The organism is Pseudomonas sp. NBRC 111130 (assembly GCF_001320485.1).
In the GTDB taxonomy this organism is placed as follows: Bacteria; Pseudomonadota; Gammaproteobacteria; order Pseudomonadales; family Pseudomonadaceae; genus Aquipseudomonas; species Aquipseudomonas vlassakiae.
This window is the reverse complement of sequence record NZ_BCBG01000003.1, coordinates 74,713-95,808: the sequence shown is the minus strand read 5'-3', so window position 1 is coordinate 95,808 and position 21,096 is coordinate 74,713. Positions and strand designations below refer to the sequence as shown.

The following is a 21,096-nucleotide window of genomic DNA, read 5'->3' as shown; positions in this document are numbered from 1 at the left end:
GGCTGCCAGATCAGGTGCGCTCCAGCGCATTCACCAGGTCATGGAACGCTTCGCGGTTGGAGTCATTGAGCCCCATGAGAATCTTGTGCGCCTCCAGCACCTTGGAGCGTACTACATCTTCGTTCTGATCCTGCGACGGCAGGTCGGTCAGGCACTCAGGGCGCGGCACCGGGCGGTCGACGATGTTGAACACCTGGTCGAAGCCCATCGATTGCAGCAGCCGCGAAATATCCGGGTTGGTGGTAACCACGGTCGGCAACAGGCCCACCTTCTGCCGCGACAGGATCGACAGCTTGGCCAGCAGGCCCAGGGTGGTGCTGTCGATGCTTTCGGTTTCGGTCAGGTCGATGACGATGGTCGAGAAGTTCAGTGCGGTGAAAATCTTCTCGATCGTCGCATCCAGCGCCGAACACAGGGTCAGGCGCACTTCACCGACGAATTTCAGCACAAAGGTACCGCTCTGCTCGGCGAACTGGATTCTACCGGTACTCATTGAAGGTTCCTGCTCAACACCAATAGGGCGATATCATCCGGCATCTCCCCAAGCGTAGCCAATCCGAATCGTTGGCGCAGCCCATCCAGGCTACCCCCCGCCGCCTTGACGATATCCGGCAAGGCAGCTTCTTTATCTTTGAGCGTATGCCCCGGCAAAAGGTCCAGAATGCCGTCGGACATCAGGCTCAGGCTGAACTGCGGCGGCAGCTCGATCACCAAGTCCTGGTAGCTCGCTTCGTCGAACAACCCTACCGGCAGGCCTCGGCCTTCCAGGTAGCGGGCTCGGCCGGGGGTAAACAGCACCGGCAGCGGCAGGTGGCCGCCCACGGCATAGGTCAGCAGGCCGGTTTCTTCGTCGATCACGCCACCGACCATGGTCACGTGCTTGCCCAGCTTGCAGTTGATCAAACCACGGTTGATGTGGCTGAGCACTTCCGAAGGCTTGAACTCGCGTAGCTTGCTGTTGCGCTTGAATTCGAACAACAGCCGTGTGGTCATGAACTTCAGCAGCACCGTGACGAACGCCGACGACGCGCCGTGCCCGGAGACATCGGCCAGGTAGAAGGCAATGCGCCGCTCATCCACGCGGAAGTAGTCGACGAAATCGCCCGACAGGTACAGCGATGGAATGATCTGGTGCTCGAAAGAGAACTCGCCGAGCTTCCAGGGGCTTTCTGGCAGCATGTTCATCTGCACTTGGCGACCAGCGGTCTGGTCCTCCTGCAACAGGTGCAGGCTGGCCTCCAGTTCGCGGTTGGCCGCTTCCAGCTTGTCGCGGTAGCGCTGGTTTTCCAGCACCAGGCGCGAACGGTCAAGCGCCCGGCGTACCGAGTGCTCGAGCACGGCCAAGTCTTCCAGCGGCTTGATCAGGTAGTCGGCGGCCCCCAGGCGCAAGGCCTCGACCGCGTCGCTCATCACGCCGGCACCCGAGACCACGATCACCGGCAACTGCGGCGCACGCTCGCTGATCTGGCGGATCAGTTCGAGGCCGCCCATCTGCGGCATGCGCAGATCGCAGATCACGAGGTCGGGCTGGTGTTCTTCAAAGACCTGAAGCCCCTGCTGGCCATTTCCGGCCTGGAGGACGCTGAAGCCACTGTCTTCCAGATAGGCGGCGAGGCTCGCACGGACCACGTCGTCATCATCGATGATCAGCAGCGTTGCACTGATTTTCTGCATGTGGGCGAACGGCGCCGATTTGGGGTGGTGCAGGGGCGTCTGCAAGGCTGACATCCAACTGCTGGAATACTCTGTAGTATCACTCTACTTGAGTTGTAGGCCAAGAACGCGGCCCAGGCAACCAGTCGAGCTACCTCGTAAGGCGCAGACGGTACTCCCATCCGCCAGGCGTTTCAAGCATACGTCGGTCGAGTTCGCTGCTCTTTACAGGGTAAATCACCGAGAGTTATAAAAACGCCAACCAGTACTACCTATTGGGAAGGATGCAGCATGCCTCACACGCCCACCAGCCACAGCGAAAAACGCGATTTCATCCGCATGCGCATCGACACCGAGGTCAGCCTGCTGCATGAGGGGCAGGTCATCGCGGCGATCTGCCTGGACCTTTCCAGCGGCGGCATGCAGGTGCAGGCGCCGCAGCAATTCAAGGTGGGTGACCCCCTGGAGGTGCGCATCGAATCCGATCACCCCGCACTCAAGGGGTTGCATGCCAGCACCGAAGTGGTGTGGATCGCCAATCAACCCGGCGGGCAGCAGAAATTTGGCCTGCGCATCCTGGCCATGCATTGAGCTGAAATGAAAACGGCGACCCGAAAGTCGCCGTTTTCATGCATGCCAGGATCAGAAGTCGTCTTCGACTTCGCCATCCTTGACCTTGAACTCGCGGTTCTGCAGGTAGGCATTGCGGATGAAGATGTACTTGTCTCCCTGGATCAGCTTCTCGGCCGACAGCAGGCTGGCGCGCGTGTCGACTACGTTGAGGGCGAAGATCGAATTACGCACCGGCACATCGTTGATGTATCGGTAGGGTTCGGTATAGGAGTCCGGGTACTTGGCCAGGCCGTCACGCACGGTGCTCGGGCCGAGTAGCGGGATCACGACGTATGGACCGCTGGGCACGCCCCAGTGACCGAGGGTCTGGCCGAAGTCTTCGTCGTTGCGCTGCAAGCCCATCTTGCTGCCGACATCGAAGAAGCCACCGATGCCGAACACCGTATTGACGATCAGCCGCGCCGTGTCGACGCCTGCCGCATGGGGCTTGAATTGCAGCACGTCGTTGGCCAGGTTGGTGACATCACCAACGTTGTTGAACATGTTGTGGATGCCATCCTGCAAGAACTGCGGGGTGACCCACTGGTAGCCCTTGGCCAACGGCTTGAGGCCATAGGTATCGATCGCATCGTTGAAACGGAAGATCGGGCGGTTGACCGCTTCCCAGGGATCTTCCTCGGTGGCGGCATGGGTGGCTGCCACGGGCGCCAGCAACAAGCTGGCGCAGACACAGGCCTGGGTGACTCGTTCGATCACACCGGCACCGATCCTACGCATAGATGTTTCTCCATCGAAATTCTCGGTCGCAAACGCCACGTGAGCGCTGCTGTACGGCGGCAGTATAGAGCCTTGTACGCTGATAAACAGCCTTACACATTTTTGCTCAATAATTTGTGAACAACTGTTGCCCGTCACGGCACGGTAACAATCGTCCAATAGCCTGCGGACTATTTCAGGGACGTTACCATGCTCGCTGCACCCGCCATTACCGCTGTGCTGTTCGGCCTGCGCGGTTGCCTGGTCCAGGCCACCGACGGCACCCCCCTGCCCGCCCCTGGCGCCCTCGAAGCCCTGGCCGGCCTGCGCCACGCCCAGGTGCCGTGCATCTGGCTGGACGATCTCGGCAGCCTGCAAAGCAGGCGCCTTGCCAGCGTTCTCCCCGCCTGGCTGCCGGGCCACTCGGTCAATGGTGTGCACTGGCCGGCGCCAAACGCCTGCTGGCAGGCCTTGATGAGCCTGGGCAGCGAACGTCTGGAAGGTTGCGTGCTGGTCAGCGGTGAGCCAAAGCTGCTGCAATCGGGGCTCAACGCCGGCTTGTGGACGGTGGGCCTGGCGGCCTGCAGCCCCTCGTGCGACGCCTCCACCAGGCAATGGCAGGCCATGACCCAGCAAGAGCAGGACCTGGCGCGTGGCAAGGCCACTCTGGGGTTGTTCAGCCTGGGGGTACATTCGGTGATCGACCACCTCGATGAACTGGACGCCTGCCTTGCCGACATCGCCCTGCGTTGCAGCAAGGGCGAAAAACCCTGACACAGCGCCATTGATGTCGATCATGCAAAGCGCCAGCGAGTGGATTACGCTAGGAGACAGGCGAGAACCTTTGCCGCTTCGCTGAGGTCCATGCCTTGCCAAGCCATTGATGGAGAACAGCCAATGCCTGCCCGCGAATTGCAAGAGCGCTTGAACAGCCTGCGCGAGCAACTGGACCGCAACATACCGCTTACGGATGAAGAACTGGCCGCCTTGCACGAAGAGGCCAGGCAGATCGAAGCGCAGTTGAAGCTCGAGGAAGCCACGCCGGACAACAACGTGGTTGACGGGGTGAACCTGGCGATCGAACGTTTCGAGGCCGATCACCCGGACTTGACCGCGACACTGCGCAGCATCGCCAACTCGCTGCACAGTATGGGGATCTGAAACATCTGGGGCCGCTTTGCGGCCCCGATTACATGCAAATTACTGCCGGACCAGCCGCCGGTTCGCCGGGCTGATCGCTCCGGTGCTGCGGTACGGGTTGATATCCAGCCCGCCGCGGCGTACGTACCGCGCATACACCGTCAGGTGCTCAGGCTGCAGCAGGTTCTTCAAGTCCAGGTAAATCCGCTCCACGCACTGCTCATGGAAGTCGGCATGCTGGCGAAAGCTGATCAGGTAGGTCAGCAGGCTGGCATGGTCAAGCGCCCTGCCCTTGTACTCGACCACCACGCTACCCCAGTCCGGCTGGCCGGTCACCGGGCAATTGGATTTGAGCAGGTGGCTGTGCACGGTCTCTTCGACGATGCGCTCCGGGTGGCAGCTCAACAGCTCCGGTTGCGGCTGCTCGTAGTTGTCGATCGCCACATCCAGCGCATCGATGCACTGCCCAGGCAACGCGACCACGCCTTGGGCCTCCACTTCTGCCAAGGTCCGCACCTGCACATCGACGGGTTTGCCAGCGGCCGCCGAAAGGTCTTTGACCAGGCACGCCTGGAGCTCGCCGATCGAGGCAAACACGGTCTGATTCAACGAGTTGAGGTAGAGCTTGAACGACTTCGACTCGATGATGTTCGGCGAATCGGCCGGAATGGCGAACTCGCCGATGGCCACCACCGGTTTGCCCGAGGGCAGCAGCCACGACAGCTCGAAGCAGTTCCAGTAGTCCACGCCCTGCCACGGCAAAGTCTGGGCAGTCACACCCAGCTCAGCCCACTTGGCCGTGCGCGGGATCGGGAACAGCAGCGAGGGCGTGTAGGTGGCGATGTATTCGCTGGACTTGCCCAGCGGAGAGTGTTCGGCGGCGGGATGCATGGAAACTGACCTGGAGGTTCGAAATTGCCCCTAGTCTACCGGTTTTGCACCCCGCCTTGGAGTGCCAGTCACTCGATGGTCAGCTCACCGACCATACCGGCCTGGTAATGCCCGGGCACGTTGCAGGCGAATTCGATCGGCGCCGACTTCCGGAACGTCCAGGTCAGCTCGGCGCGCTGGCCAGGCTGCAGCAGCACGGTATTGCCGCCGTCGTGGCCGTGGGCACCGTGGTCCATCGGCTTGGCGGGTGCGTGGCCCATCTGCGAATGGTCCATGCCCTCATGCTGCATGGCAGCGTTGTACATCTTGCCCTGCATGGCGATCATTTCCTTCTGGTGTTCGGCATGCATGGCCTTGTCACCGAGGTTGAACTCATGGGGCAGCTTGCCTTCGTTGATCAGCACGAAGCGCACGGTCTCACCGGCTTTGACGTGCAGGTTCTTGGGCTCGAAGGCGATGTCCTTGAGCACCACTTCGACGGTGCGGGTGGCCTTGGCCGCCGGAGCGGGCTCGCCGAAAGCGAAGGCTTTCGCCTCGCCAGCCAGGGTGGGCAGGCTGGCCAGGGCCAACGCAGCGGCGACGAACAGGTGCTTCATGATGACTCCGAAAGATCACGGCGGGATGAGACCACTCTAGAAGGGCACGGCTGGCGGTTAGCTGACGGGGAGATTACAACTTTGTCAGCTTGGCCGAGGCACAAGTTAGTCACGTATCATTTCTGCCATTACATCCCCCCTGTGGGAGCGGGTTTACCCGCGAATGCTGTAGTGAACGCACCGACGCATTCGCGGGTAAACCCGCTCCCACAAGGAACCGCGTCAACCCTCTGATTGTGGATTGAGCATGAAACTGCTGATCGTCGAAGACCAGGCCCGCACCGGCCAGTACCTGAGCCAGGGCTTGAGCGAAGCCGGGTTTGCCACCGAACTGGCCACCGACGGCGAAACCGGCCAGTACCTGGCCCTGACAGGCGACCACGACCTGCTGATTCTCGACGTGATGCTGCCCGGGCGTGACGGCTGGCAGATTCTGCAAGCGGTGCGCTCTGCCGGGCTGGACACTCCGGTGCTGTTCCTTACCGCCCGCGACGCCGTCGAAGATCGCGTGCACGGCCTTGAATTGGGCGCCGATGACTATCTGGTCAAGCCCTTCGCCTTCTCTGAGCTGCTGGCCCGGGTACGCAGCCTGCTGCGCCGGGGCGCCAGCCCCAGCCAGGACACTACCCTGGGCCTGGCCGACCTGCGCCTGGACCTGATCCGCCGCCGCGCCGAACGGGCGGGCACACGCATCGACCTGACCGCCAAGGAGTTCGCCTTGCTCGAACTGCTGCTGCGCCGCCAGGGTGAGGTGCTGCCCAAATCGCTGATTGCCTCGCAAGTGTGGGACATGAATTTCGACAGCGACACCAACGTGATCGAAGTGGCGGTCCGCCGCCTGCGCCTGAAGATCGACGACCCGCACCCGAACAAGCTGATCCATACCGTGCGCGGCATGGGCTACGTGCTCGAAGAGCGTCACGACTGATGCGCAGGCTTTCCCTCGGCACGCGCCTGGCGCTGCTGTTTGCCGCCTGTACCGCCGCCGTGTCGCTGGGCGCTGGGCTGCTGTTCAACCGCGCCAGCGAGCAGCATTTCATCGAACTGGACCAGCAACTGCTGGAGTCGCGCCTTTCTCTGTTTCGCAGCCAGCTCGCTGGCCTGCAGGGGCCTGGTGAATTGCAAGGCCGCCTGCCTGCCCTGCGCAACGAGCTGAGCCATCAGGCAGACCTGGCGCTGCGCATCGCTGGCCGCGACGGTGCGACCTGGTTCGCCAGCCGTGACAGCCTGCCCAGCACGCCGTCAACGCCGGGGCTTACGACCCTTCACGCCGACGGCATCGATTATCGAAGCCTGTCTGTGCCGCCGGACGCTCAGACGCCTGCGCAACTGACGCTGTTTCTCGACATCACCCATCACCAGCACTTCTTGCAGGGCATGCAGCGCCTGATCTGGCTCACCGTCGGGCTGTCGGCGCTGGCCACCGCCCTGCTCGGTGCCTGGGCCGCACGCAGTGGCTTGCGCCCCTTGCGCCAGATGGGCCGGGTAGCCGCCAGCGTGTCGGCGCGCTCATTGACCACGCGCCTGCCGGTGGCGCAGATGCCCGAGGAGCTCGCGGAACTGGCCACGACCGTCAACGCCATGCTCCAGCGCCTGGACGACGCCTTCCAGCGCCTGTCGGCGTTCTCCGCCGACATCGCCCACGAGTTGCGCACGCCGCTGTCCAACCTGCTGACCCACACCCAGGTCACCCTCACCCGCCCGCGCAGCCTGGAGGAGTACCGCGAGGCACTGCATGGCAACCTCGAGGAACTGCAGTGGATGGCGCAGATGATCAACGACATGCTGTTCCTCGCCAAGGCCGACCACGGCTTGTTGGTGCCTGGGCAAACAGCCCTGGCCCTGCACGATGACGTGGACGCATTGCTGGAGTACTACGCACCGCTGGCCGAGGACAATGACGTGCAGCTGCTGCGCGAAGGCGAGGCGGTACTGCAGGGGGACCGGCCCATGCTGCGCCGGGCGCTGTCGAACCTCCTCGACAATGCCTTGCGCTTCACACCCAGGGGCGGGCAGGTACGGGTAACCTTGGGGCCGGGTTTGCGAATCTGCGTGGCCAATACCGGGGTAGCAATCGAAGCGGCGGCGTTGCCGCGCCTGTTTGATCGGTTTTACCGGGTGGACCCGGCGCGGCGGGAAGGCAGCAGCGAACATGCGGGGTTGGGGTTGGCGATCACCCGTTCGATCGTGCAGGCCCATGGCGGCAGCATTTCGGTGCAGAGCCAGGGGGGCTGGACACGCTTTGTGATCGAATTACCTGAAACCAGGTGAAAGCGGGGCTGCTTTGCAGCCCCGCAGCTCAGGCAGACATCAAACTGCCAGGCCTATCGCCGGCTGTACCTGCGACGCCCGGTAAGCAGGATAGATGGTCGCCAGGAAGCTCATTACCAACCCGGCAGCACAGATCATCAGCACATCCCCGCCCTGCAGCTCGGACGGCAAGCTGCTGACGAAGTAAACATCCGAGGTGAAGATGTGCTGCCCGCTCACCCGCTCCAGCCAGCCGACGATCTGGCTGACATTGAGCGCTGCAAGTACCCCGAACACACCGCCGATCAGGGTGCCGACAATGCCGATCAAGCTGCCCTGGACCATGAACGTGCCCATGATCTGTGCCGGCGTGGCACCCAGGGTGCGCAGAATGGCGATGTCCGGCCCCTTGTCGTTCACCACCATCACCAGGGTGGCGATGATGTTGAATGCGGCCACCGCGATGATCATCAGCAGCAACAGGCCGATCATGGTCTTTTCCATCTTCATCGCGCTGAACAGGCTGCCCTGGGTGTGCGACCAGTCGTCGGCACGGTAGCGATCGCCCAGGCTGGCAGCGATCGCCTTGGACACCTGTGGCGCGGCATACAGGTCATGCAGCTTCAGGCGCACACCCTGGACCTGGCCCGGCGCCCAGCGCTGCATTTCACCGGCATCGGCCACGTGCATGTAGGCCTGCGAGCCGTCCAGTTCGGCACCGACCTTGAAGATGCCGACCACGGTCAGGCGCTGCATGCGCGGGGTGATGCCCCCTGGCTCCTTGCTGATTTCCGGCACGATCAGGGTCAGCTTGTCGCCCGTGTTGAGGCGGAAGCGCCGTGCGGTCAGTTCACCGATGACCACACCGTACTCACCCGGCTGCAGGTCCTGCAGGCGACCCTGGACGATGTGCTGGCCGACGATCGAAACCTTGCCTTCCTCGGCCGGGTCGATGCCGCTGACCTGGATCGGCTGCATCGCGCCCTTGTAGGAAAGCATGCCTTCCATCTCGGTGATCGGCGCTGCGGCCATCACCGCCGGGTTCTGCAGCGCAGCGTCGGCCGCCTTGTGCCAGTCGTCCAACGGTTGCACACCAAGGATCGAGGCATGCGGCACCAGGCCGAGAATGCGCGAGCTCATTTCACGCTGGAAGCCGTTCATCACCGACAGCACCACGATCATCGCCAGCACGCCCAGCGACAGGCCGATCATCGAGGTCATCGAGATGAACGAGATGAAGTGGTTGCGGCGCTTGGCCCGGGTATAGCGTGCGCCGATGAAGATGGGCAAGGGTCTGAACATGTAGGAAACACCCAATTAAAACGGGAAAACGGGGCAGCGCTGCCACCCCGTGCACTCGGTCAGATCGCCACCAGGTGGCCGTCGTCGAGCTTCAGCACGCGGTCCATCTGGCGCGCCAGGTTGAGGTCGTGAGTCACCACCAGGAAGGCGGTACGCGACGCACTGGACAGCTCCTGCATCAGTTCCTGGATGCCTTGGGCGGTGTGATGGTCGAGGTTGCCGGTCGGCTCGTCGAGCATCACCAGGCCCGGGCGGTTGACCAGGGCGCGGGCGATCGCCACGCGCTGGCGCTCGCCACCGGACAGCTCGGCCGGCTTGTGGTGCAGGCGATGGCCCAGGCCGACCCGCTTGAGCAACGCCTCGGCACGCTCACGGGCTTCCGGGATGGCAGTGCGGCCGATCAGCAGCGGCATGCACACGTTCTCCATGGCGGTGAACTCTGGCAACAGGTGGTGGAACTGGTAGACGAAACCCAGCTCGCGGTTGCGCAGCAGGCCGCGGGCGCGCTCGCCAAGGGCCGACAGCTCTTCGCCGGCCAGCCATACGCTGCCCTGGGTCGGCCGGTCGAGGCCACCTAGCAGGTTGAGCAAGGTGCTCTTGCCCGAGCCCGAGCTGCCGACGATGGCCACACGCTCACCAGCGTGCAGCTCCAGGTTGAGCCCGGACAGCACCTGCACCGACTCCGGGCCCTCGTCGTAGGACTTGCCCAGGTTGCGGCAACTCAGAACGGCTTTATCACTCATGCGCGACTCACTCATAACGTAGCGCCTCTGCAGGCTGGGTGCGGGCCGCACGCCAGGCCGGGTACAGGGTGGCGAAGAAACTCAGGACCAGCGCCGCACCACAGACCATGTAAACGTCCTGGGCCTGGATCTGCGACGGCAGGTAATCGATGAAGTAGACGTCGGCGTTGAGGAACTTGTGCCCGATCAGTTTCTCGATGCCGGCGATCACCGCGCTGACATTCAGCGCAGCGACGATCCCGACCACGGCGCCGATCAGGGTGCCGATCACCCCGATCACCGTGCCCTGAACCATGAAGATCAGCATGATTTGCCCGGGCGTGGCACCCAGGGTACGCAAGATGGCAATATCGCCGCGCTTGTCGTTGACCACCATCACCAGGGTGGAAATGATGTTGAACGCCGCCACCGCGACGATCAGCAGCAACAGCAGGCCGATCATGGCCTTTTCCATGCGGATCGCCTGGTACAGGTTGCCGTGGGTGCGGGTCCAGTCGCGGCTGTAGTATTCCTGGTCACCGAGCTGCTGGGCGATGCTCCAGGCCTCTCGCGGCGCCTGGAACAGGTCGTCGAACTTCAGGCGCAGGCCCTGTACCTGGTCCGGCTTCCAGCGGTGCAGGCGGGACAGGTCGGTGATGTGGGTCAGGCCCAGGTAGCCGTCGATCTCGCCAGCGCCAACGTGGAAGGTGCCGACCACGGTGAAGCGCTTCATGCGCGGGAACATCCCGGCCGGGGTCACGCTGACCTCGGGAGCGACGAAGGTCAGCTTGTCGCCGATGGCGACGCCCAGCTTGGCTGCGGCCTTGTCGCCGATCATGATGCCCCACTCCCCGGCCGCCAGCTTGTCGAGGCTGCCTTGCTGGATGAAGTTGTCGATGATCGACACCTCGCGCTCGCGCGCCGGGTCGATGCCATTGAGCAACACCTTCTGCACCTTGCCATCATGGGTCAGCAGGCCCTGCATCTGCGTGTACGGAGCAACCGCCAGCACGTGCGGATTCTGCTTTACTTGTTGGGCAAGGGCAGACCAGTCGTTGATCGGCTGGCCACTCTCCAGCGTGGCGTGGGGGATCATCCCCAACACGCGGGTACGCATCTCGTGGTCGAAACCGTTCATGACCGAGAGCACCACGATCATCACCACCACGCCCAGGGCGAGGCCGATCATCGAGGTCAGGGAAATGAACGAGACGAAGTGATTACGGCGCTTGGCACGGGTGTAACGCGTACCGATGAATGCGAAAAGAGGTCTGAACATGTCGGGGCTTGTTCGGATGAAAGGGAACGTCCTTGTGGCGAGGCGCCTACGGCGGCTTTACACTCGGACCACCGCCGCAACCATGGGTTCGCCATGACGACATTAGACGAAGAAGATCGCCGCGAATACTACCGCATCGAAGATCGGATCGCACTGGAAATCAGCCCCCTCAGCGCGGCCGAAGCCCTTGAAGCAGAACTGTTGGAGGATGATTCGCCGCTGTTCAACCTGCTCAGCGAATTACACCTGTCCGACTTCGAGTCGCAGCACCTGCTGCGCCAGCTGAGCGAGAAGGACCGCACCCTCGCAGCATTCCTGCGGGCGCAGAACAAACGCCTCGACCTGCTCAGCGCCGTTGTCGCGCAAACCCTGCTCGGCGAAATCGGCCAACCACAACGGGTGATCATCTCCGAAGGGGGCATCGAGTTCGCGCAACCGCGGCAGATCGCCCCCGGCACCCGGGTGAAAGTGAAGATGGTGCTGATGCCACGCGCCCACGGCCTGCTGCTGCGCGGCAAGGTCACCCACTGCGACCGGCGCCCGGACGGCGATTTCGAGGTGGGCACGGAATTCACCGACATGACCGATGCCCAACGGCAACTGCTGGCCCGCTACATCCTGCAACGCCAACAGCAGCAACGGCGCCAGCAACTGGAACAAGACGGCCCCGCCTCCTGAGCCCTATCCCCCTGATTTGAAGGAACGAACGTGACCCTGATCTATGGCCACCGCGGCGCCAAGGGCGAAGCCCCCGAAAATACCCTGAAGAGTTTTCAGCAGTGCCTGTCACACGGCGTGACCCGCTGCGAACTGGACCTGCACCTGTCGGCCGACAACGAACTGATGGTCATCCACGACCCTACCCTCAAGCGCACCACCGGCCGGCGCGGCAAGGTGGTCGAGCACCCGGCTGCCGAGCTGGTCATGATCGATGCGCGCAAGGGCGGCCCGGGCCACGTGCAGCCCTGCCCCATCCCGAAACTTGAGGAACTGTTCGAGAAGTGTCCGTTCGAGCACTGGCAGCTGGAGGTCAAGAGCGCCTCGCGCACCCGCGCCGCCACCACCGTGCTGGCGATCCGCGAACTGGCGCAGCAATACGGCCTGCTGGACAAGGTGACCATCACCTCGAGCTCACGGGAAGTACTGGGCGCGGCCCAGGAGCTGGTACCGGATGTGAAACGCGGGCTGGTAGCCGAGTACGCCTGGCTCGACCCGTTGAAGGTCGCGCAGAATTATGGCTGCGAGCTGCTGGCGTTGAACTGGACGCTGTGCACCCCAGAGCGCCTGCTCAAGGCACAGGGTCAGGGCTTGCATGTGTCGGTGTGGACGGTCAACGAACCGGCACTGATGCGCCGGCTCGCTGATTTTGGCGTGGACAGCCTGATTACAGACTTTCCCGGTTTGGCCAAGACCACCCTCGGGTAGGGCTGAAATCGGTCTCCCCGACCGGCTCAGGCCACCGGCCGGAGCCGGTTAAAAAAGCCGGTTCAGGCCGTCGTAGGCAGCTACCCGATAGGCTTCGGCCATGGTCGGGTAGTTGAACGTGGTGTTGACGAAGTACTTCAGATTGTTCTGCTCGCCTGGCTGGTTCATGATCGCCTGGCCGATGTGAACGATTTCCGAAGCCTGGTAGCCGAAGCAGTGCACGCCGAGGATTTCCAGGGTTTCGCGGTGGAACAGGATCTTCAGCATGCCTTGCGGCTCGCCGGCGATCTGCGCGCGCGCCATGCTCTTGAAGAACGCCTTGCCCACTTCGTATGGCACCTTGGCCTGGGTCAGCTCCTGCTCGTTCTTGCCGATCGAGCTGATCTCCGGGATGGTGTAGATGCCGGTCGGCACGTCATTGACGAAGCGCCAGCTGCCGTTATCGACGATGCTGCCAGAAGCCGAACGGCCCTGGTCATGGGCAGCACTGGCCAGGCTTGGCCAGCCGATCACATCACCGGCGCCATAGACGTTCGGCACGCTGGTGCGGTAGGCCTCGTCGACCTCGATCTGGCCACGGCTGTTGACCTTGATGCCGATGTTTTCCAGGCCCAGCTTGTCGGTGTTGCCGGTACGGCCGTTGCACCACAGCAAGGCGTCGGCCTTGATCTTCTTGCCCGACTTCAGGTGCAGGATGACGCCGTTGTCCAGGCCCTCGACCCGCTCGTACTCCTCGTTGTGGCGCACGGTGATGTTGTTGTTGCTGAAGTGGTAGCTCAGCGCCTGGGAAATTTCCGAATCGAGGAAGCTCAGCAGCTGACCGCGGTTGTCGACCAACTCGACCAGCACGCCCAGGCCGCTGAAGATCGAGGCGTACTCGCAACCGATCACGCCGGCGCCGTAGACGATCAGCTTGCGCGGGGTGTGGCTCAGGCTGAGGATGGTGTCGCTGTCATAGACGCGCGGGTGGTGGAAGTCGATGTCGGCCGGGCGGTACGGGCGCGAGCCGGTGGCAATGATGATGTGCTTGGCGTTGAGCTTCTCGACCACGCCATTCGGGCACACCACTTCGACGGTCTGCTCGTCGGCGAAGCTGCCAGTACCGAAGAACAGATCAACGCGATTACGGGCATAGTAGCCGGTACGCGACGCAACCTGCTTGGCAATGACCTTCTCGGCGCTCTTGAGTACGTCCGGGAACGAGAACCAGCGCGGCTCACCGATGGCACGGAACATCGGGTTGGTGTTGAACTGCATGATCTGCCGCACCGAGTGACGCAGCGCCTTGGACGGGATGGTGCCCAGGTGGGTGCAGTTGCCGCCGACCTGACGGCGGCTGTCGACCATTGCCACCTTGCGCCCCGCTTTGGCGGCGTTCATTGCCGCGCCTTCACCGGCCGGGCCGGAACCCAGCACCACTACGTCGTAGTTGTAGACAGCCATGCGTACTCCTTCAGAACTGGCCCGGGGTTACGGTTACCCGCGGGGCTCGATCATGCCGCCGGGGCGTCATGAGAAAATTCGGGTGCAGTCTAATCAAGCGTGAACGCCGCGCACATTAACCCTTGGTCGCGTCGTAGGCCAATTTTGCCTGCACTACATGTCATTCACCGATCCCTGGCGGCGATCATCCCTGGCAACGCTTTCAATCGCCTTTCACCGCCTGCTCGAATGCAGGGGTCGCTCGGGAGACGAAGCCACCGTCTGCCCGAGTCACCAAAACCGCAGCCAGATCATGGGCCAGGGCAAAATCCCAGCCGCGCTCTGGCCCCAGGATCAGCAACAGGGTCGAATAGCCATCGGCCTGCAGCGCCGAGGCATCGAGCACGGTGACCGCGGCCAGGTCGTGGTCGACCGGGCGCCCCAGGCGTGCGTCGAACGTGTGTGAATAGCGCCGGCCATTCTCCTCGAAATAGTGGCGATAGTCACCCGAGGTCGACACCCCCAGGCCATTGACCGGGATGATCTGGCGGGCGATCTGCCGGTCTTCGCGCGGCAATTCAAGGGCGATGCGCCAGGGGCTGCCGTCGGGCTTGCGGCCCACGGCCTTGAGCTCACCGGTGGCTTCGGCGATGAAACTGGCCACGCCCATGGCGCGCAGGCGCTCGGCGATCAGGTCGACGGCGTGGCCAGCAGCGATGCTGTTGAAATCCAGTTGCACCGCAGCGTCCTTGCACAGTGCCTGGCCGTCGATGCGCAGGTGGTGGTAACCGACGCGCTGGCGGGCCTGGGCCAGGGCCAGCGGATCGGGCACCTGCTCCTGGCGGGCTTGCGGGCCGAACCCCCAGAGGTCGAGCAATGGCTCGACGGTGAGGTCGAAAGCGCCATCACTCTGTTCGGCCAGGTGCTGGCCGAATGCGGCCAGCTCAAGCATGTCGGGCGGCAAAGCCATGCACTGGTTGGCGGGCAGCAGGTTGAACTGGCTGACGGTGGAGTCGCCGCGGTAGGTCGAGTAATGCTGGTCGATGTCGTTGAGGATGGTCTCGACCGCCGCCTGGACCTGGGCCGGTGCCGGGCCGCCGGGTTCGCGGACGTACTGGATGCTGTAGCTGCTGCCCATGGTCGGGCCGCCCAGGCGTTCCAGGGTCGGGCCTTGGTTGCAGGCGGTGAGGAGCATCAACAGGATTGAGAGAAGTGCACGCAATATCGAGATCTCGATTGTCTGTACCTACCTCTTCGCGGGCTTGCCCGCTCCCACAGGGATATCACAAGCCTTGAAAGCAGTGATATCCCTGTGGGAGCGGGCAAGCCCGCGAAGAGGCCGGCACAGGCAACAACAATTGCCAGGCAAAAAAAACGGGAACCCGAAGGTTCCCGTTTTTTCATGCGCTTACAAGCGAATCAGCGTGGAAACGCTGGCGGGTTCACACCCGACATCTCTTCCATCACGCGAACGACCTGGCAGCTGTAACCGAATTCGTTGTCGTACCAGACGTACAGGACAACGCGGTTGTCGTTGGCGATGGTCGCCTCGGCATCCACCACACCGGCGTGGCGCGATCCGACGAAGTCGGTCGAAACCACTTCTTGCGAGCTGACGTAGTCGATCTGCTTGTGCAGTTCCGAGTGCATGGCGGTCTGGCGCAGGTACTCGTTGATTTCGTCGCGGGTGGTCGGCTTCTCAAGGTTCAGGTTGAGAATGGCCATCGAAACGTTCGGCGTCGGAACGCGGATGGCGTTGCCGGTCAGCTTGCCCTTCAGCACTGGCAGCGCCTTGGCGGCAGCGGTGGCGGCGCCGGTTTCGGTGATGACCATGTTCAGCGGCGCGGCACGGCCACGGCGGCTGCCCTTGTGGAAGTTGTCGATCAGGTTCTGGTCGTTGGTGAACGAGTGAACGGTTTCGACGTGGCCGTTGACGATGCCGTACTGGTCATTGATGGCCTTGAGCACCGGCACGATGGCGTTGGTGGTGCACGAAGCTGCCGAGATGATCTTGTCATCGGCAGTGATGTCGCCGTGGTTGATGCCATGCACGATGTTCTTCAGCGCGCCCTTGCCCGGCGCAGTGAGGATCACGCGGGCAGCGCCCGGGCAGGCCAGGTGCTGGCCCAGGCCATCGGCGTCACGCCATACACCGGTGTTGTCGACGATCAGCGCATTGTTGATGCCGTACTGGGTGTAGTCGACTTCGCTCGGGCTCTTGGCGTAGATGACCTGGATCAGGTTGCCGTTGGCAGTGATGGTGTTGTTGGCTTCATCGATGGTGATGGTGCCATCGAACGGGCCATGCACCGAGTCACGGCGCAGCAGGCTGGCACGCTTGACCAGGTCGTTCTCGGCGCCTTTGCGCACGACAATGGCACGCAGACGCAGGCCGTCGCCGCCACCGGTCTTCTCGATCAGGATGCGCGCCAGCAGGCGGCCGATGCGACCGAAGCCGTACAGGACGACGTCGGTACCCTTGCGGGCCGAAGCGTTCTGTTGGCCAACCACGTCGGCCAGCTCTTCACGGACGAACTGCTCGGCAGTGCGGCCGTTGCCCTCCTGCTTGAACTTGTTGGCCAGCTTGCCCAGGTCGACCGAAGCGGCGCCCAGTTTCAGCTCGCTCATGGCCTTGAGCAGGGGGAATGTCTCGTGTACGGACAGTTCGGTCTCGTCGGTCTGACGGTGACGCGCAAAGCGGTGGGCTTTGAGGATCGAGATAACCGAACGGTTGATCAGGCTGCGGCCATAAATCGAGCTCACCACATTGTTGTTGCGGTAGAGCTGACCGATAAGCGGGATCATCGCTTCAGCCAGCGCTTCACGATCGATCCACTCACCAAGACACTGGTCGGGCTTCTGAGTCACGGGAACCTTCCACATGTAGGGACAGAAAAAAGGGGCTACATTATGACGCCCCAGCGCGTAACCGGCAATGAGCGCCTGTCGCCGATGGCAAAGCCTGCTGTTCATGGCCTGTGAAGCCTGACAGCAGGCACCGTCACCGGTACAATCGATCTCTTTGCCGCAACGCTTGGAGTGCAATCTCCCGTGTCAGTTCTGCGCCTTCCGCAAATGTCGGCCACGGCCGGCAAACAAACCTGGGGCAACCTGCCCGGGGCCGCCCTCAGCCTGGCCATCGCCGAGGCCGCCAGCAGCGCGGGTCGCTTCACCCTGCTGCTGACCGCCGACAGCCAGGCAGCCGATCGTCTGGAACAGGAACTTCGCTTCTTTGCCCCGGACCTGCCGGTGCTGCCGTTCCCCGATTGGGAAACCCTGCCCTACGACCTGTTCTCGCCGCACCAGGACATCATTTCCCAGCGTATCGCCAGCCTCTACCGGTTGCCCGAACTGAGCCACGGCATTCTGGTGGTGCCGATCACCACCGCCCTGCACCGCCTGGCCCCCACGCGCTTCCTGCTGGGCAGCAGCCTGGTGCTCGACGTGGGCCAGACCATTGACGTCGAGCAGATGCGCACGCGCCTTGAGGCCACCGGCTACCGCTGCGTAGACACGGTCTACGAGCATGGTGAGTTCGCCGTGCGTGGCGCGCTGATCGACTTGTTCCCGATGGGTAGCAAACTGCCTTATCGCATCGACCTGTTCGATGACGAGATCGAGACCCTGCGCACCTTCGACCCGGAAACCCAGCGCTCGATCGACAAGGTCGACTCGATCCGCCTGCTGCCGGCGCGCGAGTTCCCCATGCAGAAGGAAGAGGTGACCCGCTTCAAGGCGCGTTTCCGTGAGCGTTTCGATGTCGACTTCCGCCGCAGCGCGATCTTCCAGGACCTGGCCAGCGGCATCATCCCCGCCGGCATCGAGTACTACCTGCCGCTGTTCTTCGAAGAAACCTCGACCCTGTTCGACTACCTCCCCGCCGACACCCAGGTGTTCTCGCTGCCAGGCGTCGAGCAGGCTGCCGAGCACTTCTGGAGCGACGTGCGCGGGCGCTATGAAGAACGCCGCGGCGACCTGACCCGCCCGCTGCTGCCGCCAGCCGAGCTGTTCCTGCCGGTGGAAGACTGCTTCGCCCAACTCAAGCAGTGGCCACGGGTGGTGGTCAGCCCCGACGACATCGAAACCGGTGTCGGCCGCGAGCGCTTCCCTGCGCGCAGCCTGCCCAACCTTGCCATCGAAGCCAAGGCCAACCAGCCGCTGGCGGCGCTGGCCGAGTTCCTCGATCAGTTCAGCGGCCGCGTGCTGTTCACCGCCGAATCGGCGGGCCGCCGCGAGGTACTGCTGGAACTGCTCGAACGCCTCAAGCTGCGCCCACAGACGGTCGACAGCTGGGCCGACTTCATTACCGGCGGCGAACGCCTGGCGATCACCATCGCCCCGCTCGACGACGGCTTGCTGCTGGACGACCCGGCCGTCGCCCTGGTTGCCGAGAGCCCGCTGTTCGGCCAGCGCGTGATGCAGCGTCGGCGCCGTGAAAAACGCGGCGAGGCTGCCAACGACGCGGTGATCAAGAACCTCACCGAACTGCGCGAAGGCGCGCCGGTGGTGCATATCGACCATGGCGTGGGCCGCTACCTGGGCCTGGCCACCCTGGAGATCGACGGCCAGGCCGCCGAATTCCTCACCCTGGAATACGCCGAGGGCGCCAAGCTGTATGTGCCGGTGGCCAACCTGCACCTGATCGCCCGCTACACCGGCAGCGATGACGCCCTGGCGCCGCTGCACCGGCTGGGTTCCGAAGCCTGGCAGAAAGCCAAGCGCAAGGCCGCCGAACAGGTCCGCGACGTGGCGGCCGAGCTGCTCGACATCTATGCCCGCCGCGCGGCGCGCAAGGGCTATGCCTTCGCTGACCCCGCCGCTGACTACGCCACTTTCAGCGCAGGCTTCCCGTTCGAGGAAACCCCTGACCAGCAAGCAGCGATCGAGGCGGTGCGGCTCGACATGCTGGCGCCCAAGCCGATGGACCGCCTGGTGTGTGGCGACGTCGGCTTCGGCAAGACCGAAGTGGCCATGCGCGCCGCCTTCATTGCCGTGCACAGTGGCCGCCAGGTGGCGGTGCTGGTGCCCACCACCCTGCTCGCCCAGCAGCACTACAACAGCTTCCGCGACCGCTTTGCCGAATGGCCGGTGAAGGTCGAAGTGATGAGCCGCTTCAAGTCGGCCAAGGAAGTGGCCGCAGCGGCCGCCGACCTCGCCGAAGGCAAGATCGACATCCTCATCGGTACCCACAAGCTGCTGCAGGATGACGTGCGCTTCAAGGACCTGGGCCTGGCCATCATCGACGAGGAACACCGCTTCGGCGTGCGCCAGAAAGAGCAGCTCAAGGCCCTGCGCAGCGAAGTGGACATCCTCACCCTGACCGCCACACCGATCCCGCGTACGCTGAACATGGCGGTGGCGGGCATGCGCGACCTGTCGATCATCGCCACCCCGCCGGCGCGGCGCCTGTCGGTGCGTACCTTCGTCATGGAGCAGAACAAGAGCACGGTCAAAGAGGCGCTGCTGCGTGAACTGCTGCGCGGTGGCCAGGTGTACTACCTGCACAACGATGTGAAAACCATCGAAAAGTGCGCCGCCGAACTGGCCGAGCTGGTCCCGGAAGCGCGTATCGGCATCGGCCACGGGCAGATGCGCGAGCGCGAACTGGAACAGGTGATGAGCGACTTCTACCACAAGCGCTTCAACGTGCTGATCGCCTCGACCATCATCGAGACCGGTATCGACGTGCCCAGTGCCAACACCATCGTCATCGAGCGCGCCGACAAGTTCGGCCTGGCCCAGCTGCACCAGCTGCGTGGCCGGGTTGGCCGTAGCCACCACCAGGCCTACGCCTACCTGCTGACGCCGCAGCGCCAGAAGATCAGCGCCGACGCCGAAAAGCGCCTGGAAGCCATCGCCAACACCCAGGACCTCGGTGCCGGCTTCGTGCTGGCCACCAACGACCTGGAAATCCGCGGTGCCGGCGAGTTGCTTGGTGAAGGCCAGAGCGGGCAGATCCAGGCCGTGGGCTTCACCCTGTACATGGAAATGCTCGAACGTGCGGTCAAGGCGATCCGCAAAGGCACCCAGCCAAACCTCGAGCAGCCGCTGGGCGGCGGCCCGGAGATCAACCTGCGCCTGCCGGCGCTGATCCCCGAGGACTATTTGCCCGACGTGCACGCCCGCCTGATCCTCTACAAGCGCATCGCCTCGGCGGCCGACGAAGAGGGCTTGAAGGACTTGCAGGTTGAGATGATCGACCGCTTCGGCCTGCTGCCCGAGCCGACCAAGAACCTCATGCGCCTGACCCAGCTCAAGCTGCAGGCGGAAACCCTCGGCATCAAGAAAGTCGACGCCGGCCCCAATGGCGGCAAGCTCGAATTCGAGGCCGAGACCCCGGTCGACCCGCTGACCCTGATCAAGCTGATCCAGAGCCAGCCCAAACGCTACAAGTTCGAAGGCGCGACGCAGTTCCGTTTCCTGGTACCGATGGAACGCCCCGAAGAACGCTTCAACACCTTGGAGGCGCTGTTCGAGCGCCTGACCCCACAGCCTGCCTAAGGAAGATCCATGCGTGCCATCCGTTGCCTGACCCTGCTGTTCGCGCTGTTCGCGCCGGCCGCCTTTGCCGAAGGGATGTATCAGGTGGAAATGATTCTGGTGCGGCAGAATAGCGTGCCCGCCTTCACCAGCCCGTTCGCCCCGGAAGACTGGAGCGCCGGCGCCCCGCGCCTGGACAAGGGCGCCGAACGCCCACTGGCGCTGCAGGATGAGGCCACCCGCCTGCAAGCCACTGCCGACTACACCGTGTTGCTGCACAAGGCCTGGCAACAGCCGGTCAGCAGCGACACCAGCCGCATCGCCCTGAGCGCTGGCGCCGAGCAGTTCGGCCACTTCCCCATCGAGGGCAACCTGGGCATCACCGCCGGCCGCTTCATCGGCGTGGAGGCCAACTTCTGGGTCAACCAGCTGGACAGCAACGGCAACGTACTGCAAAGCGAGCAGTTCAAGCAGAGCAACAGCAACATGAAAGGCGGCCAACTGACGTTCCTTGATGGCGGCCACCTGGCCCTGTTGCTGAAGGTCACGCCCCCGGGCACGCCGAAGATGCCGGTGATGGACCCGGAGATGATGGAGCAGTGATGCA

At 63.4% G+C, this 21,096-nt stretch carries 20 protein-coding genes; 9 read left to right on the top strand and 11 right to left on the bottom strand.

The features are described 5' to 3' along the window. Window positions 1–10: 10 nt before the first annotated feature. On the bottom strand, window positions 11–493 hold the full coding sequence (gene rssC / locus APH33_RS01815; RefSeq protein WP_027919583.1) for an anti-sigma factor antagonist RssC: 483 nt from the start codon (window positions 491–493) through the stop codon (window positions 11–13). Further along, complete coding sequence (gene rssB / locus APH33_RS01810) at window positions 490–1,674, bottom strand: two-component system response regulator RssB (RefSeq protein WP_054883659.1); 1,185 nt, start codon at window positions 1,672–1,674, stop codon at window positions 490–492. The genes rssC and rssB overlap by 4 nt, the downstream gene beginning before the upstream one ends. A gap of 270 nt (window positions 1,675–1,944) precedes the next feature. On the opposite strand from rssB, the gene APH33_RS01805 reads away from it, so the two are divergent. Continuing rightward, window positions 1,945–2,244, top strand: coding sequence for a PilZ domain-containing protein (locus APH33_RS01805; RefSeq protein WP_054883511.1), 300 nt, complete (start codon window positions 1,945–1,947; stop codon window positions 2,242–2,244). Window positions 2,245–2,295: 51 nt separating this feature from the next. On the opposite strand, the gene APH33_RS01800 is transcribed toward APH33_RS01805, so the two are convergent. Beyond that, window positions 2,296–3,003, bottom strand: coding sequence for a VacJ family lipoprotein (locus APH33_RS01800; protein ID WP_054883510.1), 708 nt, complete (start codon window positions 3,001–3,003; stop codon window positions 2,296–2,298). A 189-nt stretch (window positions 3,004–3,192) separates the two neighbouring features. Between APH33_RS01800 and APH33_RS01795 the strand changes: the two genes are divergently transcribed. Together APH33_RS01795 and APH33_RS01790 are read left to right on the top strand one after the other, a co-directional pair. Beyond that, window positions 3,193–3,756 (top strand): hypothetical protein, encoded by a 564-nt coding sequence (locus APH33_RS01795; RefSeq protein ID WP_054883509.1) that lies wholly within the window; start codon window positions 3,193–3,195, stop codon window positions 3,754–3,756. 123 nt (window positions 3,757–3,879) lie between these two features. Beyond that, window positions 3,880–4,143 carry a DUF4404 family protein gene (locus APH33_RS01790; RefSeq protein ID WP_054883508.1) on the top strand — a complete coding sequence of 88 codons (264 nt, stop codon included), beginning with the start codon at window positions 3,880–3,882 and terminating at the stop codon, window positions 4,141–4,143. Between the two features lie 39 nt (window positions 4,144–4,182). Here APH33_RS01790 and queF read toward each other — a convergent pair whose 3' ends face one another. Both queF and APH33_RS01780 read right to left on the bottom strand, forming a co-directional pair. Beyond that, window positions 4,183–5,013, bottom strand: a complete 831-nt coding sequence (gene queF / locus APH33_RS01785) for an NADPH-dependent 7-cyano-7-deazaguanine reductase QueF (protein WP_054883507.1) — start codon at window positions 5,011–5,013, stop codon at window positions 4,183–4,185. A gap of 68 nt (window positions 5,014–5,081) precedes the next feature. After that, the gene (locus APH33_RS01780; protein ID WP_054883506.1) at window positions 5,082–5,609 is read right to left on the bottom strand and encodes a plastocyanin/azurin family copper-binding protein; all 528 of its coding nucleotides are present in this window, start codon (window positions 5,607–5,609) and stop codon (window positions 5,082–5,084) included. 247 nt (window positions 5,610–5,856) lie between these two features. On the opposite strand from APH33_RS01780, the gene cinR reads away from it, so the two are divergent. Both cinR and APH33_RS01770 read left to right on the top strand, forming a co-directional pair. Next, entirely contained in the window at window positions 5,857–6,537 is a 681-nt protein-coding gene (cinR, locus tag APH33_RS01775; protein ID WP_054883505.1) for a two-component system response regulator CinR, read from the top strand. Next, the gene (locus APH33_RS01770) at window positions 6,537–7,880 is read left to right on the top strand and encodes a heavy metal sensor histidine kinase (RefSeq protein ID WP_177332329.1); all 1,344 of its coding nucleotides are present in this window, start codon (window positions 6,537–6,539) and stop codon (window positions 7,878–7,880) included. Before cinR ends, APH33_RS01770 begins: the two co-directional genes overlap by 1 nt. 39 nt (window positions 7,881–7,919) lie before the next feature. Here the strand turns inward: APH33_RS01770 and APH33_RS01765 are convergent, their stop codons facing one another. Genes APH33_RS01765 through APH33_RS01755 form a run of 3 tightly spaced genes read right to left on the bottom strand, consistent with a single transcriptional unit; the run spans window position 7,920 to window position 11,162 of the window. Beyond that, window positions 7,920–9,161, bottom strand: coding sequence for a lipoprotein-releasing ABC transporter permease subunit (locus APH33_RS01765; RefSeq protein WP_054883504.1), 1,242 nt, complete (start codon window positions 9,159–9,161; stop codon window positions 7,920–7,922). A 59-nt stretch (window positions 9,162–9,220) separates the two neighbouring features. Then, entirely contained in the window at window positions 9,221–9,904 is a 684-nt protein-coding gene (gene lolD, locus APH33_RS01760) for a lipoprotein-releasing ABC transporter ATP-binding protein LolD (protein ID WP_176506135.1), read from the bottom strand. A 7-nt stretch (window positions 9,905–9,911) separates the two neighbouring features. After that, the gene (locus APH33_RS01755; RefSeq protein ID WP_054883502.1) at window positions 9,912–11,162 is read right to left on the bottom strand and encodes a lipoprotein-releasing ABC transporter permease subunit; all 1,251 of its coding nucleotides are present in this window, start codon (window positions 11,160–11,162) and stop codon (window positions 9,912–9,914) included. Between the two features lie 93 nt (window positions 11,163–11,255). On the opposite strand from APH33_RS01755, the gene APH33_RS01750 reads away from it, so the two are divergent. Together APH33_RS01750 and APH33_RS01745 are read left to right on the top strand one after the other, a co-directional pair. After that, on the top strand, window positions 11,256–11,840 hold the full coding sequence (locus APH33_RS01750; RefSeq protein ID WP_054883501.1) for a PilZ domain-containing protein: 585 nt from the start codon (window positions 11,256–11,258) through the stop codon (window positions 11,838–11,840). A gap of 30 nt (window positions 11,841–11,870) precedes the next feature. After that, window positions 11,871–12,587: a glycerophosphodiester phosphodiesterase gene (locus APH33_RS01745; protein ID WP_054883500.1), complete on the top strand. Its 717-nt coding sequence runs from the start codon at window positions 11,871–11,873 to the stop codon at window positions 12,585–12,587. A 48-nt stretch (window positions 12,588–12,635) separates the two neighbouring features. Here APH33_RS01745 and sthA read toward each other — a convergent pair whose 3' ends face one another. From sthA to APH33_RS01730, 3 genes are all read right to left on the bottom strand, one after another. Further along, window positions 12,636–14,030 carry a Si-specific NAD(P)(+) transhydrogenase gene (sthA, locus tag APH33_RS01740; protein ID WP_054883499.1) on the bottom strand — a complete coding sequence of 465 codons (1,395 nt, stop codon included), beginning with the start codon at window positions 14,028–14,030 and terminating at the stop codon, window positions 12,636–12,638. Between the two features lie 202 nt (window positions 14,031–14,232). Then, the gene (locus tag APH33_RS01735) at window positions 14,233–15,204 is read right to left on the bottom strand and encodes an FAD:protein FMN transferase (RefSeq protein WP_099815454.1); all 972 of its coding nucleotides are present in this window, start codon (window positions 15,202–15,204) and stop codon (window positions 14,233–14,235) included. 224 nt (window positions 15,205–15,428) lie between these two features. Continuing rightward, on the bottom strand, window positions 15,429–16,892 hold the full coding sequence (locus APH33_RS01730) for a glyceraldehyde-3-phosphate dehydrogenase (RefSeq protein WP_054883497.1): 1,464 nt from the start codon (window positions 16,890–16,892) through the stop codon (window positions 15,429–15,431). A 168-nt stretch (window positions 16,893–17,060) separates the two neighbouring features. Here APH33_RS01730 and mfd point away from each other — a divergent pair, with 168 nt between their 5' ends. Then, window positions 17,061–20,510 (top strand): transcription-repair coupling factor, encoded by a 3,450-nt coding sequence (gene mfd / locus APH33_RS01725; protein ID WP_054883496.1) that lies wholly within the window; start codon window positions 17,061–17,063, stop codon window positions 20,508–20,510. Between the two features lie 9 nt (window positions 20,511–20,519). After that, a complete protein-coding gene (locus APH33_RS01720) occupies window positions 20,520–21,092 on the top strand; it encodes a CsiV family protein (RefSeq protein WP_054883495.1) in 573 nt (190 codons plus the stop codon). Window positions 21,093–21,096: the final 4 nt, after the last annotated feature.